Source organism: Methylomonas rhizoryzae (genome assembly GCF_008632455.1).
GTDB classification, from domain to species: domain Bacteria; phylum Pseudomonadota; class Gammaproteobacteria; order Methylococcales; family Methylomonadaceae; genus Methylomonas; species Methylomonas rhizoryzae.
This window is the reverse complement of the sequence record NZ_CP043929.1, coordinates 694,112-710,784: the sequence shown is the minus strand read 5'-3', so window position 1 is coordinate 710,784 and position 16,673 is coordinate 694,112. Positions and strand designations below refer to the sequence as shown.

The following is a 16,673-nucleotide window of genomic DNA, read 5'->3' as shown; positions in this document are numbered from 1 at the left end:
CTAACGCGCATGAAAGCACGGCCAATGCAAGTCAACGTGGCTATGTCGTTAGTCTTTCGAGCGCCTGCCATTTCAGAGTAATCCATAACCTTAAACATAGTCCGCTAGCCGCGCGGCATTCCTGCGCTTCTAATCGTATTGCCGGCCGTTATGCCGTATCCAGCCGTGCGCATGCCGTTGCGCGGGGTCCCGGTGAGTCCAGTGCAGCGTGCCGCCTTTCTCGCTCCATTCGTATTCTCCGAACAGCTCGACACTATCGCCGGTTTTCAGGTTTTCGACCCGCGGGGCCAGATCGATATTATGCGCTACCAGCAATGTTTGTCCGTTCGCCAACCTAACAATGAATTTTTGATGACGGCTACCCTGATTGTCGTCGGGCAAGCGCTTGACGATGGTGCCCTTGAGTTGGATCTGAAAATCGCTACGATGCGACTGGAAGGCTTGGGCAACCACTTGCTCCGGTGCTAAAGCGCTATCCGCACCTACTGGCACCGACAAAACCGCACTGATGGCCAGCGCCCCTATCAACACTCTAGCAAAACTATTCATAACGCCACTCCCGCGGCACAAAGCTTAGTGATTTTGTTTAGGGTTGGCGCAAGCGCTGCACCAACCATTCGGTTTCGTCGGAACTTAGAAAAGTGTTCCACGGCGGCATCGCCGTGCCCGGCCTGCCGTGCAGTATCACGGCAACTAATTCGGCGTCGCTTTTAGAAGCCAAAGCTTCCGGCATCAGCGAAGGCCCTAGGCCGCCTTTAGGCGGCAAGCCGTGGCAGGAACCGCAATCGTGCTTTAGCAAATCGATCAATTCTTGCTGCCGCTGCAAACCGGGCTCGGCCGCAACGGCACAACTACCGATCATGATAGCCAAGCAAACCAACTGTCTCACGGTTTTAAATGGCCGTAATAACTGGCGACATCGTTAATCTGCGCATCGGTCAGCGAACCGGTTATCGCATTCATAATATCGGACGGTCTGGTTTTATCCCGATACTGTTTCAACGCCATTTTCAGATATTCGACATCCCGGCCGGCCAACGGCGGAAACGGTGCATCCGCGCTAGGAGAACGTATGCCGTGGCATTGAGAACAGACTGCCGCCGCCCTGCTTTGCCCGGCAAATAGGTTAGCCGCTTGGGCCGTACCGCCGGCAGCCAACCCCAACAACGTAATCGCAAACACTTGCTTAATCATTTGCCGGCCTCCATTTCATCCGGGGACAAACCGCGGGTCATGTATTTGACCCGGCCGCGCGAGAAAATACCGGCCGGACTTTCCATCGGAACAGACGCGACTTTTTCCAGCGAGTGCGAATCGTAAACCACCACTTCGTCGCCGTTATAGCCCGCGCTAATGTACAAAAATTTGCCGTCGGCGCTGTATTCCGGGAAGTAGGCGTGGCCGCCGACATCCAGGGTTTTGACAACTTCAAGCGACTTTTTGTCGATCAACTGCACGGTACGAGCACGTCTGTCCTTGCTGATGATGTCCACTGCGACATAAGGCGCGTTGGCATGAGCGGCCGGCGATTCGGTGCCGCCGGAAACCGGCACTTGCTTGACCACTTCCATTTTGTCCAAATCCCACACGCTGACCACCATCTTGTCGCAGTCGCCGAAATTGGTGCCGAAGCCCAAGGTACGGCCGTCCACCACCACCGCCGAACCGCCACCGACGTGCGGCACGCAACCGGCCGGCAATTGCTTGATCAATTCGCGTTTTTCCAGATCGATCGCCGCGACGATACTGTCGTCATAGGACGCCACCATCAGCTTTTTGCCGCCGTGGGTCAGGAACGCATCGTGCAAATGGCGGCCGACTTTTTCGATTTTGGTGACCGGAAAGCCTTCTTTTTTATAATCGACAATCCAGACCTGACCGGCGTTTTCCAAGGCAATAGCGAAAATATCGGCGTACGGCGTGCCGATGATCATGCCGGAATCAGACGACACGTGTTTGCCGTCCGGATCGATGCCTTCCAGTTCGAAGGTTTTCAACGGTTCCAGCGTGTCGGCATCCAGGATCACGGCGTTATGCGGCACGAACGAGCCGGCCATGATGTATTTGCCGTCGCGCGACACCCCCATACCGGGGCCGTTCCAGCCGGTTTTGATGCTGCGCACCGCTTTCATCGAATACAAATCGACCTTAAAAATCTCGGCGGTATCGGTTTTGACGTAAGCCCAGCGCGGATTGGCCGGATTGAAGTCGATAATATGCGCCGCTGTGCCGGTCGCTACTTCGCCAACCGGCTGATGGGTAACGCTATTGATGAAAATGGCTTTGGAGCCCTCGCCGCGACCGTATTTGCCACGTGCGGCCACTCCGATCAGATTGTCCATGCTATCGATTTGATAGCCGGGTTTATCCGGTAAAGTGCTTTCGTCTTTGACGTAAACCTTCAGCGACTTTTTCATGTCATCCAAAGTCCAAGCCGGATTCGGTTGCTTAGGCGTGCTTTGCAGGTGTTTAATGACCCCACGGATTTCGTCGTCGCTCAACCTACCGTAAAACGGCGGCATCAACGTATCGAAGCTTCCGGCCATGACTATGGTGCGCAATGCGGTGGGACTGCGACCTTTCAACGTTTCGGCGTTCAAAGCCGGCGCCAGATAGCCGCCGTGGTCGGAGCCGTGGCAACTGGCGCAATTATCCTGGTACAACCGGTGCATGTCGTCGGAATTCGCTGCCGCGCTCAGGGAGAACAACAAAGCGGCAATGGCGCCGGCCAGCACGGATTGATTCAGTCGTTTTATAGTTGTGGTTTTCATTTACAATTCCTGTAATCCGTCGTAAAAAAAGAAGAGCCAAGCCGGGGCATTAAACCATAAATGCAGGAGCGGAACAGCGCTCGCTCTATTGCGTCAAGCAATTCTCGGCATGGCTCCAGGCCGAATGTCACAAAGTAGTTTCGAATCGATATTTAAGCACTATAATAAGATTTGTCAATTTTCTTTCCAAATATATTTGCATCGCCGTTATGCCCGAAACCGACATCTACGAACTCATCGAATGCATGACCTCGCTAATACGCTCGGAAGAACGTAAGAAATGCACCGAACTCGGCTTGCAGCCGGTACATTTTCAAGTCTTGAATTATTTGTCGCGCGCCAATCGCTTCAGCAACACCCCTGCCGCAGTCGCCAACTATCTGGGCATGACCCGCGGTACCGTTTCGCAATCGTTGATCATTCTGGAAAAAAAAGGCTTTATCGAAAAAGTGCCGGATGCCAGCGATCGCCGGGTCGTGCATTTGCGCTTATTGCCCGACGGCGCGGACGTATTGAGACAAGCGCGTCCTTCGGATTTATTTTCCAGCGCCACCGACATTTTGCACAGCAGCGCCCCGGCCCCCGCGGACGCCAATGTGTTTCAACAAGCGTTGACCGCGTTGCAAAAAGCCAACCAATCGCAATCTTTCGGCGTCTGCAAGACTTGCCGCAACTTCAGCGAAAAAGACGGTGAATTTTTTTGTCAACTCACGCAAGAAAAACTCAGCGTTGAGGACAGCGAACAAATTTGCCAAGAACACAAGCCGGTTTGATCGTTCGGTACCATCGCTAACATGACAATCGCCCGCATCGCCATAACTCCCGGCGAACCGGCCGGCATAGGTCCCGAGTTGTGCGTGCAATTGGCGCAACTGCCGCACCGTTGCCAGCTAATCGCGATCGGCTGCCCGGAATTATTACGGCAGCGCGCTAAAAAACTGGGTTTGCCGCTAAATCCGGTACCTTTCGAAGACGCCGCCCCTGCCCGCATCGCACCGCCGGGCACGCTGAGCATTGTGCCGGTCGACATGCCGGAACCTGCCGTGTGCGGCCGCCTTAATCCCGCCAATAGCGACTACGTCATCGAAACGATTTGGCTGGCCACCCAAGGCTGCCTGCAACGGCGGTTCCAAGCCATGGTCACCGCACCGGTCCACAAAGGCGTCATCAACGACGCCGGCATCCGGTTTAGCGGCCATACGGAATTTATCGCCGAACAAACCGGCGGCACGCCGGTCATGATGCTGGCCACTCCCGGTTTGCGAGTTGCCTTAGCCACCACCCACCTGCCTTTGTCTGAGGTCAGCGCCGCCATCACCGAACATCGGCTGGCCCATGTCATTCGCACCTTGGACCACGATCTGCGCCTGCGCTTCGGCATCGCCAATCCCAGGATATTGGTGTGCGGCTTGAACCCGCATGCCGGCGAAGGCGGCCATTTGGGCAGAGAAGACATGGACGTGATAGAACCCACGCTGGAAAGCTTGCGTACCGAAGGCTTGCATTTATACGGGCCGCTGCCGGCCGACACGCTGTTTACCCCGAAATATCTGGAGCACGCCGACGCGGTGCTGGCCATGTACCACGACCAAGGGCTACCGGTATTGAAATATAAAGGTTTCGGCCAAGCCGTCAACATAACTTTGGGCTTGCCTATCATCCGCACCTCGGTCGACCACGGCACTGCGCTCGACCTAGCCGGCTCGGGTAAAGCCAATTTAGGCAGTTTGCAGTTCGCGTTGCAAACCGCCTTAGAAATGATCCAATCTAAATAACCGATTATGAACCATCAAGCGCGCAAGCGGTTTGGACAGAATTTTCTGCACGATCACAGCATCATTAACGACATCTTGAGCTACGCTCATCCGCAACCGGGCGAGCATTGGGTGGAAATCGGCCCCGGCCTGGGCGCCCTGACTAATCCCCTGTTAGTAAGCGGCGTTGACTTGGACGTCATCGAACTGGATAGGGACTTGGTCGCCCGCTTACAAAAGCAATTCGCTACCAACCCCAAAATCGCCATACATAGTGCCGACGCTTTGCAATTCGAATTTAGCAGCCTGGCTAAAAACGCGGAAAAACTGCGGATCATCGGCAATCTACCCTACAACATTTCCACCCCGCTGCTGTTTCACTTGCTGGAAACAACCTGCTGCATAGAAGACATGATCTTTATGCTGCAAAAAGAGGTCGTCAACCGCATTTGCGCCCAAGCCGGCAGCAAGCAATACGGCCGTTTGAGCGTAATGATCCAATATTACTGCGACGCCGAATGGCTGTTCGACGTACCGCCGGAAAGCTTCCACCCGGCCCCGCAAGTCATGTCCGCGATTGTACGCCTGACTCCCCACGCCGCGCCGCCGGTACCAATAGCCGACCTGTCCGCTTTCGGGACTCTGGTGACTCAGGCGTTTTCCCAACGCCGCAAGACGCTACGTAATTCCTTGCGCAATTTCATATCGGCGGATGAACTCAGTGCACTCGGCATTGATGGCGAATTGCGGGCCGAAGCCATCACGCTGGCGGAATTTGCCAAAATCGCTAACGCCCTAGCGTCTAAAACCGAGCATTGAGACGCCCCGAGCCATTCGAGGCGATCGACAGCATGGCCGCGTCTAATCCGGCAGCACTTGTAATACCGCACCATCCGTATCGCCACGCAACGGCACGGCCCGACCATCTTGCCAAAACGCTTGCTGATCGGCATAGTGAGCCGACAAGAAATGTCCGGATTGCCCGCCCGGCATCTGCAGCAGCGCATCGTCCGGATGAGCGGGCGATAAGGCCAAGCGCTCACTGGCACCGTGCCCGCTACCCATCACCATCACACAAACGCTGGCGCACCCGCCGCTGTCAAAACTCGGCATATCCAGCCATTCGGCTAACTGAGGCAGCGTTTTACTAAAAGGATGCTGTAAATCGATGCGCTGAGTCTCGCCCCAAGTCAAGCGAGACGGTTCGCGATGGGGGTATTGTTTGCGGAGCGCTTGGCCGGTTTGCCGCAGTGCCGCGATTATCATCCGCGTCCAATCGTCGCGATATACCGTCGGCAAAAAGCCTTTGGGCCGCTCGCTTAACAATTGGCGCAACGGCGTCTCCATTTCCCGCCAGGCGTACCTAAACTCCGGATCGTAAGCTTGCCCGGCAGCCACGACCCGTGCAAATACCGTCTCCGCCAATTGTTTACGAAACTCCGCGACAAAAGCCGCACCCAAGCTTTCGGCCCGCATATAACCGTCCCAAACCGTTAAAGCTTGTTGCGCCTCCCGTAATTCCCGGTCTAGGTCGGCTACAGCCTGCAATTCGCGCAACCCCAGTTCCCGGTAAAAATCCAAGGCGGCGCTGCGGCTATCGAGTTGAATGGCCAGCATGTCCCGCTCGGTAAACACTTTATCTTCACCCAGCAATTCCGCGATACGATAAGCGCGGTAGCTCAGGGCCCAGTTGTGCCCGATCACATAGGGATAGCCGCTACCGAGGGTGCGGTTGTTGGCGGTCGCGATAAAGCCCTCAGGCGGATCGTACAATCGCGGCAATTCTTCCGGCGGAATGAATCCCTGCCAGCTCACCGTTCCGTCGGCCCAAGCGCGGACCTGTAGGCCATCGAAACCGACGCGTTTAGGAAAGCGCCCCATATAGGTCCAACCGATGTGACCTTCGTCATCGGCAAACACCACGTTCTGCGGCGGACCGCCGGCTCGATTGATGAGCGCCATCGCGTGCTTAACGTCTTGTGCGGCATCGAGATCGATCAAGCCCAAATCCACGCCGCCCCGCTCCAGCGCCGTCCATTTAATCGCGACCGGCTTGCCTAATAGCGGCTGATCGGAAACCGGGCCCCAAATCGTGTCTTGCAGCGTCAACTCAATATCGCTGCCGCCTTTGACTTTGATGGTTTCGTTATGACTGTCGAACGGCCGCCAACCTTGCGGGGTACGGTAAGCACCCGGATGTTCGGGATCTGTTTCCAAAGCAATCAGATCCAACAAGTCGGCGGTAACGTTGGTGAAGCCCCAAGCCACGTGCCGGTTAGCTCCGACGATGACGCCGGGCACGCCGGGCAAGGTCACTCCGTACACCTGCCGATCTTGATAGCGCAAATCGGCGCGGTACCAGATGTTCGGCACGCCCAGAGTCAAATGCATGTCGTTGGCGACTATCGCCCGTCCGTCGGCCGTTTTACTGCCGGCTACGGCCCAGTTGTTGGAGCCGGCTACGACATTTTCCAGATCGACGCCTGCTTGCGCGAATTGCACGAACGCTTCCGGTAAAGCGACCAACGCCGCTATCGGCACGGATTGGCTAGCGCGGCGCGGCGCGGCTCCTCCGACCAAAACCGTGGCGTAAAGATCCGTGTCCGGCGTCAGGAAGCTAACCAAGTCTGCCGGCATTGCGCGCTGCATGACGCTGACCATGCGCTCGTCCTGCTCTTGACCGTTGAGCGTCTGAAACATCGCCAAAATCACCAAAATGCTATCCGCCGCTTGCCAAGGTTCCGGACGAAACCGCAACGCCAAAAACTCCGGCGGCAATACGCCGGTTTGCTGCAGATAAGCGTTAACCCCTTCGGCATAGGCCGATAAGCCGCGCCGCTGCGCATCGGGTAAATCGGCAACGATTTGCCGGGCCGTCCGTGAAAATTGGTAAACCCTTTGCTTGCGGTCGATAGACACAGCCGGCGCGCCGAACAATTCTGCCAAACGCCCGGCCGCTTTCCTACGCATCAGTTCCATTTGAAATAACCGGTCGCGCGCATGCCAATAGCCCAAAGTGCGGAATGCATCTTCGCGATCGGCGGCGCTGATATAGGGCACGCCCAATTGATCGCTACGCACCTCGGCTGCTGCACGCATTCCCGGCAATCGCGCCTGCCCGGCGCGTTCGGGTATGGAAGCCGCCAACAAGCCATAGGCCGCCGCGGTAACGAAAACAACGGCAGTCAGACTGACTAACAAGACATTACGCATCATGAGTGCTTAGTTGAAACCGGAGAAAAGCAAAACGCTAGCGAACCCATACGTCTAAAAATCGGTTGCGGCGCGTAAACAAAACAGCCTGCCGAAACGTGAGCGTTTGATACGCGCTCAACCATCGTTCAAGCCTTTTAAATTCCGTTCGCTTGTCGACCGGGCTCAGGGCAAACCGGCCCAGGGAGGCTTAACGGATTGTTCTCGGGCATGAACGGATCGCAAGCAGTTTGTTCCTGCCGCACGCCGATTAAGCGCTGCAACACCATCATTAACTGATCTACATCGAACGGCTTGATTAAATAATCGGCAAATCCGGCGTGCTCCTCGGCTATCCCCGCACCGTTCAGCGCATCGGCGGTAATCGCCACAACAGGTAGCTCGGCCGTCGCAGGATTATTTTTAATCCTGCGTAGCGCTTCGACACCGTTCATTCCCGGCAAATTGACGTCCACGAAAACCAAATCGGCCTCAAGCTGTTCCAGCTCCGTCAGCGCCGGTTCCGCGGCCTGAAAATGCCGCAGGGTAATCCCGGGTACCCTACGCAAAATATGCTGCATCAACATGGCGTTAGTCAAATTGTCTTCTATGTACACGACAGTGCCGTGTACATCCGGCAACGCTCGGGTATGCTTGGCTTCTTCCCTTTGCTCGCCGATGCCGGCGCCGTTCAAGACGGAAAAATCGGCTACCGGCAATTCTATCCAGAAGGTACTGCCTACGTCCTGTTGAGATTCGAAACCGATAGCGCCGTTCATGGCTTCCACCAACTGTTTGCAGATCACCAAGCCTATACCACTACCTTCTATAGCGCTGTTTTCTGCGCCTAAACGGTGAAACGGCGTGAACATTTCCGGCCAATACTGTTCCGCAATACCTTTTCCGCTATCTGTTACGCTGATTCGAACCGAATCGCCGCGCACCGAACAGCGCAGATTGACACTGCCGCCGGCTCGATTGTATTTGATTGCGTTAGACAACAAGTTATTCAACACCTGCCGCAAACGCGATCTATCCGCCATGACCGCCAACATGCCGGTTTGGCAGATTGCCTGCCATTCGGACAGGCCCTCGCTGTCCGGGCCTTTCGGACAAACCCCGCAGGTATTCATTGTGACCTGTTTTTCCGCCGCCATGTTGGCAAATAACGGCAAACACTCTTGGAACAAGCTACGCAACAAAACCGGGGCAATTTCCAAATCCATTTTGCCGGCCTCGATTCTGGCCAAATCTAAAATTTCGTTAACCAATTTCAGCAAATGCTGGCCGCTACGGGCGATATAGCTTAAGGATTCGGCCTGACTTTTGCTCAGCGGCTCCTCGACGTCGGTTTCCAACAGATGGCTAAAACCTATGATAGCGTTCAGCGGCGTGCGCAGTTCATGGCTGACGCTGGATAAAAACACCGACTTCGCCCGGTTGGCCGCTTCCGCGGCTTCTTTGGCCCGGGCAAGGTTTTCTTCGATGCGCTTGCGCTCGGTAACGTCCAAAATAATCCCGCTCCAAACGGCGGACTCGTCCGCTGTCGCCGGATTGGCTTGGGAAACAATCTGTATCCATTTGGCCTGCCCCGAGGCAAGTTTAATTCTGCATTCAACATTGAATACCCTGCCGTTCATTTCGGCCGCCTGCTGTTCTAGCGCCAACGACACCAAATCATCCGGGTGCAGCATTTGCAAAAACAAGCTGAAATCAGCCAACAAAGCCTCCGGCTCTAAACCCAAAATATCCCGGCAACGCGGGCCGGCATATAAAAATCGGGCGTTTCGGTGCGGGGGAAATACGTAATCGCACAACATACCCGGCACGGTTGCGGCAATGTTTCGAAACTTATGCTCACTTTTCGTAATCGCCTCCTCCATGGCTTTACGCTCGGTGATGTTATGCAAAATACAATGAATTCTCTGAAATCTGCCGCGTTCGTCGCGTTGCACCCGACAATCGATCAAAACGGTTACCGGGATGCCGTTTTGCCGTAGCAAGGTCAGTTCGTCGGAAATCGATTCTTGAATTTCCAAGGATGCAAACAAACCGGCCCAAGCCAAATTGTCGTCGTCATGCCACAAATCGCTAAAACACATGCCCAGCAGTTGTTCGCGGTTATATCCCAACAGATGCTGTAATCCGTCGTTAAAATCCACGAACTTGCCGTTGACGTCCAAAGCCTGATAAGCGACCGGAATATATTCGAACATCTGTCTGAAGCGGGTTTCGCTTTCCTGCAGCTGCCGCACCAGCTGTTTACGCTGGCTGATATCGGCTATGAAACCATGCCACAACACGTCGCCGTTTTCGGTGCGCATAGGGCTGGCCCTGCCTTCGACCCATATCTCGCCTTTCACAGGATGTTTGACGCGATATTCGTCCTGCCACACCGTCAAGCGCTCCGCGGACGTGCGAATGCCGTTTTTAACCCTTTGCACATCGTCCGGATGCATCACCTGGAAAATCGGCGACGCATCTTCGCCGACTTGGTCCGGGGGCACGCCGAAAACGTCGTAAAGTCCGATACTGGCGTAAGGAAAACAGGCGCTGCCGTCCGCACGGAGTAAATATTGGTAAATCACGCCGGGCAAATTGGCGGCCAACATTTCCTGCCGGTTATGCAAGCGGTACAAAGTACGCCGTCCGTGCTGCGCAAACGCCGCAAACCCGGCAAACAACAGCACTAAGACCGCCAAACCTATCAACCAGGGATAAACGCGACCGAAGTCTAATGCCTCGGTTTGATAAAACATGCCGCGCATATCGAAATCGGCCGGCAACATCCCCAAGCGAATGTAAACATCCGCGATGTGCCGCCAGCGGGAAACGCTGTTGTGGCCTAGCTCGATCAAATCGGCCATGATGAAAGGCCGATACTGCATAGCCTCCCACAATAAATGCTCCATGGAACGATCCGGGGCGTAACGCTGGTGTATCAATAAGGCAACTTCCTCCGGGTGCTGCATGGCATAGGCCCAGCCCTTCAAGGATGCCGCTCGAAAGGCACTCACCTGTTCGGGATGCCGGGATAGATAATCTTCCGAAGTAAATAAGGTATCGCCATAAAAGTCGATGCCGGCGTTGATGGCCCGCAGCTCCAGGTAGTCCACCCCGGCTTTATATAAGGTATAGGGTTGGTCGGGCGTGTAAGCCGACAGGCCGTCGGTACGATCGTCGATCAGATCGTGCACATCTTGACTATGCACTTGGCGCTGGTAATCCCCGGCTTTCAATCCGGAATCGCGAAAATACGCCTGAAGTTCAGCGTCGTCCGGACCTATCATCAAGCGTTTACCTGCCAGATCCGCCACAGTGCTAATGCCGCTGTCCCGCTTGACTACCAAACTAAGGGGAGAATGTTGGATGATCGGCGCCAACACCACTACCGGTTGACGTTTGCCGCGTTCCAAAATCAATTGCGAGTTACTGACGCCGAAATCGGCCAAACCGGCTACAACAGTCTCCACCGGGGGACGCTCCGGTCCGCCTTCGACTATCCGGACGTCTAAACCGGCATCACGATAAAATCCTTTTTCCAGGGCGGCGTAATACCCGGCAAATTGAAATTGATGCTTCCATTTCAATTGCAGCCTCACGGGCTCAAACCCATCCGCAGCCCAAACACCCGGCGAAATCCAAAACAATAGGCCTAAAGCCAAATACCGGTAAACCATTTATATTCCTCTGGAAATCGACGCATGTTTGCGACAGGAGCGGATCGAATGTTCGGCTATGAAAATTTGAATATAGTAAAGGTTTGCGGCAACGGACAAAAACCGCTAAATGTCCGGTTTTTCGCGGAAACGCCTTATCGCTCGTCACTTTTAGAAAATTTGTGCACCCAATAACACCATCGCCCGGCACCGGTAGGCCAACGCTTCCGTAAGATAATTTGATCGAACTTGCCGCAAGATTTCGGCAAACCCCGGCCGGTTAAGCTAGAATGTGGCCCTTTTTATTTTAATAATCATCTGACTCTTTGGAGATGTTGCGATGCGCATTATGCTGTTAGGCAGCCCCGGCTCCGGCAAAGGCACCCAAGCTCAATTCATTACCGAAAAATTTTCGATTCCGCAAATATCCACCGGCGACATGCTGCGCGCCGCGGTTCGGGAAGGCAGCCCGCTGGGCTTGGAAGCCAAAAAGGTGATGGACGCCGGCGGCCTGGTATCGGACGACATCATTTTAGGCCTGATCAAACAGCGCATCGCCCAGGCGGATTGCAAAAACGGCTTTTTGCTGGACGGATTTCCGCGCACCATCGCCCAAGCCGAAGGCCTGCAAAAATTAGGGGTCGAATTGGATTATGTCGTGGAAATTTCGGTCGACGACCAAGACATTATTCAACGCATGAGCGGGCGCCGGGTACACCCGGGTTCCGGCCGCAGCTACCACGTCGCATTCAATCCGCCCAAACAGGAAAACGTAGACGACCTGACCGGCGAACCCTTAATCCAACGTGACGACGACCAAGAAGAAACGGTGCGCAAACGTCTGAGCGTTTATCACGAACAAACCAAACCCTTGGTAAATTTCTATTCCGCCCCCGGACAAAACGCCAAATTCGCATCGATTTCGGGCGTCGGCAGCGTGCAGGAAATTACCGAAAGGCTGTTTGCCGCGTTAAGCTAATCCGTTGTCACAAACCGGCCGCAAGTCCGGCAATACAACCGGACCGACTTCGGCAGATGCTTAGTAGCTCGTTTTGAATTAGAGATCCCGTAATGGCAGGTAAAACTTTATACGACAAACTTTGGGACGACCACATCGTACACGTCGAAGACGACGGTTCGTGCTTGATCTACATCGATAGGCAATTGCTGCACGAAGTCACTTCTCCTCAGGCCTTCGACGGCCTGAGGCTGGCGGGGCGCAAGCCCTGGCGCACCTCGCGCAATCTGGCGGTGGCCGATCATAACGTGCCGACCACCGATAGAGCCAAAGGCATTGCCGACCCGATTTCTCGCCTGCAAGTGGATACGCTGGACAACAATTGCCGCGCATTCGGCATTACCGAATTCGACATGAGCGACATGCGGCAAGGCATAGTCCACGTGGTAGGTCCGGAACAAGGCGCTACCTTGCCGGGCATGACCGTGGTATGCGGGGATTCGCATACCTCCACCCACGGCGCTTCGGCCGCCTTAGCCTTCGGCATCGGCACCTCCGAAGTGGAGCATGCGCTGGCCACTCAATGCCTGGTGCAAAAAAAAGCCAAAAACATGCTGATCAAAGTCGATGGCCAAACCGGCCCCGGCGTGACAGCGAAAGACATCGTACTGGCCATCATCGGCAAAATCGGTACCGCCGGCGGTACCGGCTATACCATCGAATTCGGCGGCGCAGCGATCCGCGCCCTAAGCATGGAAGGACGTATGACAGTTTGCAACATGGCGATAGAAGCCGGCGCCCGCGCCGGACTCGTAGCCGTCGACGAGACCACCATAGATTATTACCGTGACCGGCCTTATTCGCCCAAAGGCGACGACTGGCATATGGCGGTACGCTACTGGCAAAACTTGCATTCCGACGCCGACGCCAAATTCGACAAAGTCGTCGAACTAAACGCCGCCGACATCAAACCGCAAGTAACCTGGGGTACCTCCCCGGAAATGGTAGTACCGGTCGATGCGCAGGTGCCCGATCCGGCCCAAGAACCCGACCCGGTCAAACGCGAAAGCATGCTGCGCGCGTTGCAATACATGGGCCTGCAGGCCGGGCAAAAAATCACCGACATCCGCATAGACAGAGTCTTCATCGGTTCCTGCACCAACTCGCGCATCGAAGACTTACGGGCCGCAGCCGGCGCGATCAAAGGCCGCCGCAAAGCCGACACGGTGAAACAAGTGTTGATCGTGCCCGGCTCCGGCTTGATCAAACGGCAAGCCGAAGCGGAAGGCCTGGATCAAATCTTCCTCGAAGCCGGATTCGAATGGCGGGAACCCGGCTGTTCGATGTGTCTGGCTATGAACGCCGATCGCCTGGAAGCCGGCGAACACTGCGCCTCGACCTCCAATCGCAATTTCGAGGGCAGACAGGGTTACGGCGGACGCACCCATCTGGTCAGCCCGGCCATGGCCGCCGCCGCCGCCATTGCCGGCCATTTCGTCAACGTTGCGGAGGAGTTGTAACCATGCAGGCATTTACCACCTTGACGGCCTTGGTGGCGCCATTGGATCGCGCCAACGTTGATACCGACGCCATCATCCCCAAACAGTTCTTGAAATCGATTCGTAGAGCCGGATTCGGCCCGTATCTGTTCGACGAATGGCGCTATCTGGACCGCGGCGAACCGGAAATGGATTGCAACAATCGCCCGTTGAACCCGGACTTCGTATTAAATCAACCGCAATATCAAGGCGCCCAAATATTGTTGACCCGGGAAAACTTCGGCTGCGGCTCGTCGCGCGAGCACGCACCTTGGGCGCTGGAAGACTACGGCTTCAGAGCTATCATTGCCCCAAGCTTTGCCGATATTTTTTTCAACAATTGCTTTAAGAACGGCATCTTGCCCATCGTGTTACCCGCCGAACAGGTAGATCAGTTATTCAAAGAGTTGATCGACGGCTATCGACTGACTGTCGATTTGGCGCGGAAAACCATCACCACACCCGACGGCCGGCAAATCGGCTTCGACGTGGACGACAACCGCCGTTACCGTTTATTAAACGGTTTGGACGATATAGGCCTGACGTTACAACATGCCGAGCGCATCAAAGCTTACGAGGCGGAGCGCGCCAAACGCGCACCTTGGCTGTTTCACGACGCATAACACCTTTTATATATCCAGGTAAATCAATGACGAAAAAAATCGCAGTATTGCCGGGCGACGGCATCGGCCCCGAAATCGTTGCCGAAGCGCTTAAAGTGTTGAAATTTTTAAACTCCGACATGGATCTCGGCTTAAATTTTGAAACCGCACTAGTCGGCGGCGCCGCATACGACGCGTTCGGTACGCCGCTGCCGCAGCAAACCCTGAATTTATGCAAACATTCCGACGCGGTGCTATTGGGCGCGGTCGGCGGCCCCAAATGGGAACCTCTGCCGCACGCGGTCAGGCCGGAACGCGGCCTGCTGGGCATTCGTTCCGAATTGAACCTTTTTTCGAATTTGCGCCCGGCTATCTTATACCCGCAATTGGTGGCGGCCTCCACACTGAAACCGGAAGTGGTATCCGGCTTGGACATCATGATCGTGCGCGAGCTGACCGGCGGCATCTATTTCGGTCAACCACGCGGCATTCGTTTACTGGAAAACGGCGAACAGCAGGGCTATAACACACTGGTATACAGCGAATCGGAAATCCGCCGCATCGCGCATTCCGCTTTCAAAACCGCGCAAAAACGCCAACGAAAACTGTGTTCGGTCGATAAAGCCAACGTACTGGAATGCACCGAACTGTGGCGGCAGGTGGTGACCGAAGTCGGCAAAGAATATCCCGACGTACAGCTCAGCCATATGTACGTCGACAATGCCTCCATGCAATTGGTGCGCGCGCCGAAACAATTCGACGTCATCGTCACCACCAATATGTTCGGCGATATTTTGTCGGATACGGCCGCCATGCTGACCGGCTCGATCGGCATGTTACCGTCCGCCTCTTTGGACGCCAACGGCAAAGGCATGTACGAACCGATACACGGCTCCGCGCCGGACATTGCCGGCCAAGGGATAGCCAATCCTTTGGCCACCATTTTGTCAGCCGCGATGATGCTACGCTATACCTTTAACGAAGCAGGCGCCGCAGAGCGTATCGAACAAGCCGTAAACACCGCTCTGGACGCTAATGTCAGAACCGCGGACATCTATTCCGACGGCATGAAAAAAGTTAGCACGGCGCAAATGGGCGACGCCGTCGTCACCGCCTTAGGAGGCTAATATATGTCGAAAACCTACGACGTCGCGGTTGTCGGTGCCACCGGGGCCGTTGGCGAAACCATGATCAGCATCTTGGAAGAACGCAATTTTCCGGTGGGCAATGTATATGCTCTGGCCAGCGAACGCTCCGCGGGCAAGCGCATTCCGTTCAAAGGCGGCTCGCTGGTCGTCCAGGACTTGGCGAGTTTCGATTTTTCCAAAGTGCAGATAGGCCTATTTTCCCCCGGCGCGTCGGTCTCCGCGGAATATGCGCCTAAGGCCGCCGCCGCCGGCTGCGTGGTGATAGACAACACCTCGCAATTTAGGTACGACGCCGACATTCCGCTGGTGGTCCCGGAAGTCAACCCGGAAAAAGTGGCCGAATACAAAAACCGCGGCATCATCGCCAACCCCAACTGCTCCACCATCCAAATGCTGGTGGTGTTGAAACCGATATACGACGCGGTGGGCATAGAACGCATCAACGTCGCCACCTATCAGGCCGTTTCCGGCACGGGCAAAGAGGCGATCGAAGAGCTGGCCACCCAAACCGCTAACTTGTTGAATGCCAAGCCGGTGCAGCCCAGCGTTTATCCCAAACAAATCGCCTTCAACGTGTTGCCGCAAATCGACGTGTTCATGGACAACGGCTATACCAAAGAAGAAATGAAAATGGTCTGGGAAACCCGCAAAATCATGGGCGACGACAGCATTCAGGTTAACCCGACGGCGGTCAGAGTTCCGGTGTTTTTCGGCCATTCGGAAGCCGTACACATCGAAACCAAACGTAAAATCAGCGTCGAGGAAGTCAAAGCCCTGCTCAATGCGGCTCCCGGCGTCACCGTATTGGATGAACGCGTAGCCGGCGGCTATCCGACCGCGGTAACCGAATCGGCCGGCCACGACGACGTCTACGTTGGACGCATCAGAGAAGACATATCCCATCCTATGGGTATAAACCTTTGGGTGGTTGGGGATAATGTCAGAAAAGGTGCGGCGCTTAACAGTGTGCAGATTGCCGAAGTGCTGGTAAAAAAATACATCTAAGCTAAGATTACCAAGCGTATCAAGCGCATCCAGTCGAAAGTGCCGA

General features: G+C 55.3%; 14 protein-coding genes. 8 read left to right on the top strand and 6 right to left on the bottom strand.

Translation table 11 applies throughout. The features are described 5' to 3' along the window. Nucleotides 1–129: 129 nt before the first annotated feature. The 4 genes from F1E05_RS03410 to F1E05_RS03395 are packed head-to-tail and all read right to left on the bottom strand — an operon-like array spanning nucleotide 130 to nucleotide 2,771. Nucleotides 130–549: a DUF3465 domain-containing protein gene (locus F1E05_RS03410; RefSeq protein ID WP_150046748.1), complete on the bottom strand. Its 420-nt coding sequence runs from the start codon at nucleotides 547–549 to the stop codon at nucleotides 130–132. 37 nt (nucleotides 550–586) lie between these two features. Continuing rightward, a complete protein-coding gene (locus F1E05_RS03405; RefSeq protein ID WP_150046746.1) occupies nucleotides 587–862 on the bottom strand; it encodes a c-type cytochrome in 276 nt (91 codons plus the stop codon). Nucleotides 863–885: 23 nt separating this feature from the next. Continuing rightward, a complete protein-coding gene (locus F1E05_RS03400) occupies nucleotides 886–1,194 on the bottom strand; it encodes a c-type cytochrome (protein ID WP_150046744.1) in 309 nt (102 codons plus the stop codon). Then, the gene (locus tag F1E05_RS03395) at nucleotides 1,191–2,771 is read right to left on the bottom strand and encodes a nitrite reductase (protein ID WP_150046742.1); all 1,581 of its coding nucleotides are present in this window, start codon (nucleotides 2,769–2,771) and stop codon (nucleotides 1,191–1,193) included. The genes F1E05_RS03400 and F1E05_RS03395 overlap by 4 nt, the downstream gene beginning before the upstream one ends. Nucleotides 2,772–2,980: 209 nt before the next feature. On the opposite strand from F1E05_RS03395, the gene F1E05_RS03390 reads away from it, so the two are divergent. From F1E05_RS03390 to rsmA, 3 genes are read left to right on the top strand one after another with little or no spacing between them, the layout of a single operon-like run. Next, entirely contained in the window at nucleotides 2,981–3,544 is a 564-nt protein-coding gene (locus F1E05_RS03390) for a MarR family winged helix-turn-helix transcriptional regulator (protein WP_150046741.1), read from the top strand. Nucleotides 3,545–3,565: 21 nt separating this feature from the next. Beyond that, entirely contained in the window at nucleotides 3,566–4,546 is a 981-nt protein-coding gene (gene pdxA / locus F1E05_RS03385) for a 4-hydroxythreonine-4-phosphate dehydrogenase PdxA (protein ID WP_150046739.1), read from the top strand. Between the two features lie 6 nt (nucleotides 4,547–4,552). Next, on the top strand, nucleotides 4,553–5,344 hold the full coding sequence (rsmA, locus tag F1E05_RS03380; protein ID WP_150046737.1) for a 16S rRNA (adenine(1518)-N(6)/adenine(1519)-N(6))-dimethyltransferase RsmA: 792 nt from the start codon (nucleotides 4,553–4,555) through the stop codon (nucleotides 5,342–5,344). Between the two features lie 42 nt (nucleotides 5,345–5,386). Here the strand turns inward: rsmA and F1E05_RS03375 are convergent, their stop codons facing one another. Continuing rightward, complete coding sequence (locus F1E05_RS03375) at nucleotides 5,387–7,741, bottom strand: penicillin acylase family protein (protein WP_232056761.1); 2,355 nt, start codon at nucleotides 7,739–7,741, stop codon at nucleotides 5,387–5,389. Nucleotides 7,742–7,875: 134 nt separating this feature from the next. Continuing rightward, on the bottom strand, nucleotides 7,876–11,397 hold the full coding sequence (locus tag F1E05_RS03370) for an ABC transporter substrate-binding protein (RefSeq protein WP_150046735.1): 3,522 nt from the start codon (nucleotides 11,395–11,397) through the stop codon (nucleotides 7,876–7,878). Nucleotides 11,398–11,716: 319 nt separating this feature from the next. Here F1E05_RS03370 and adk point away from each other — a divergent pair, with 319 nt between their 5' ends. From adk to F1E05_RS03345, 5 genes are all read left to right on the top strand, one after another. Then, nucleotides 11,717–12,355 carry an adenylate kinase gene (adk, locus tag F1E05_RS03365; RefSeq protein WP_150046733.1) on the top strand — a complete coding sequence of 213 codons (639 nt, stop codon included), beginning with the start codon at nucleotides 11,717–11,719 and terminating at the stop codon, nucleotides 12,353–12,355. 92 nt (nucleotides 12,356–12,447) lie between these two features. After that, a complete protein-coding gene (gene leuC / locus F1E05_RS03360) occupies nucleotides 12,448–13,854 on the top strand; it encodes a 3-isopropylmalate dehydratase large subunit (RefSeq protein WP_150046731.1) in 1,407 nt (468 codons plus the stop codon). A 2-nt stretch (nucleotides 13,855–13,856) separates the two neighbouring features. Further along, entirely contained in the window at nucleotides 13,857–14,495 is a 639-nt protein-coding gene (gene leuD, locus F1E05_RS03355; protein ID WP_150046729.1) for a 3-isopropylmalate dehydratase small subunit, read from the top strand. A gap of 26 nt (nucleotides 14,496–14,521) precedes the next feature. After that, nucleotides 14,522–15,601, top strand: a complete 1,080-nt coding sequence (leuB, locus tag F1E05_RS03350; RefSeq protein ID WP_150046727.1) for a 3-isopropylmalate dehydrogenase — start codon at nucleotides 14,522–14,524, stop codon at nucleotides 15,599–15,601. Between the two features lie 3 nt (nucleotides 15,602–15,604). Next, complete coding sequence (locus F1E05_RS03345; RefSeq protein ID WP_150046725.1) at nucleotides 15,605–16,627, top strand: aspartate-semialdehyde dehydrogenase; 1,023 nt, start codon at nucleotides 15,605–15,607, stop codon at nucleotides 16,625–16,627. Nucleotides 16,628–16,673 lie beyond the last annotated feature (46 nt).

Excerpts from the sequence above, each read along its gene's own strand:
- pdxA (WP_150046739.1), top strand. The coding sequence starts at position 3,566 with ATGACAATCGCCCGCATCGCCATAACTCCCGGCGAACCGGCCGGCATA.
- F1E05_RS03345 (WP_150046725.1), top strand. The coding sequence starts at position 15,605 with ATGTCGAAAACCTACGACGTCGCGGTTGTCGGTGCCACCGGGGCCGTT.
- F1E05_RS03370 (WP_150046735.1), bottom strand. The coding sequence starts at position 11,397 with ATGGTTTACCGGTATTTGGCTTTAGGCCTATTGTTTTGGATTTCGCCG.
- F1E05_RS03390 (WP_150046741.1), top strand. The coding sequence starts at position 2,981 with ATGCCCGAAACCGACATCTACGAACTCATCGAATGCATGACCTCGCTA.
- F1E05_RS03400 (WP_150046744.1), bottom strand. The coding sequence starts at position 1,194 with ATGATTAAGCAAGTGTTTGCGATTACGTTGTTGGGGTTGGCTGCCGGC.
- F1E05_RS03395 (WP_150046742.1), bottom strand. The coding sequence starts at position 2,771 with ATGAAAACCACAACTATAAAACGACTGAATCAATCCGTGCTGGCCGGC.
- rsmA (WP_150046737.1), top strand. The coding sequence starts at position 4,553 with ATGAACCATCAAGCGCGCAAGCGGTTTGGACAGAATTTTCTGCACGAT.
- F1E05_RS03410 (WP_150046748.1), bottom strand. The coding sequence starts at position 549 with ATGAATAGTTTTGCTAGAGTGTTGATAGGGGCGCTGGCCATCAGTGCG.
- leuD (WP_150046729.1), top strand. The coding sequence starts at position 13,857 with ATGCAGGCATTTACCACCTTGACGGCCTTGGTGGCGCCATTGGATCGC.
- leuB (WP_150046727.1), top strand. The coding sequence starts at position 14,522 with ATGACGAAAAAAATCGCAGTATTGCCGGGCGACGGCATCGGCCCCGAA.
- leuC (WP_150046731.1), top strand. The coding sequence starts at position 12,448 with ATGGCAGGTAAAACTTTATACGACAAACTTTGGGACGACCACATCGTA.
- adk (WP_150046733.1), top strand. The coding sequence starts at position 11,717 with ATGCGCATTATGCTGTTAGGCAGCCCCGGCTCCGGCAAAGGCACCCAA.
- F1E05_RS03405 (WP_150046746.1), bottom strand. The coding sequence starts at position 862 with ATGATCGGTAGTTGTGCCGTTGCGGCCGAGCCCGGTTTGCAGCGGCAG.
- F1E05_RS03375 (WP_232056761.1), bottom strand. The coding sequence starts at position 7,741 with ATGATGCGTAATGTCTTGTTAGTCAGTCTGACTGCCGTTGTTTTCGTT.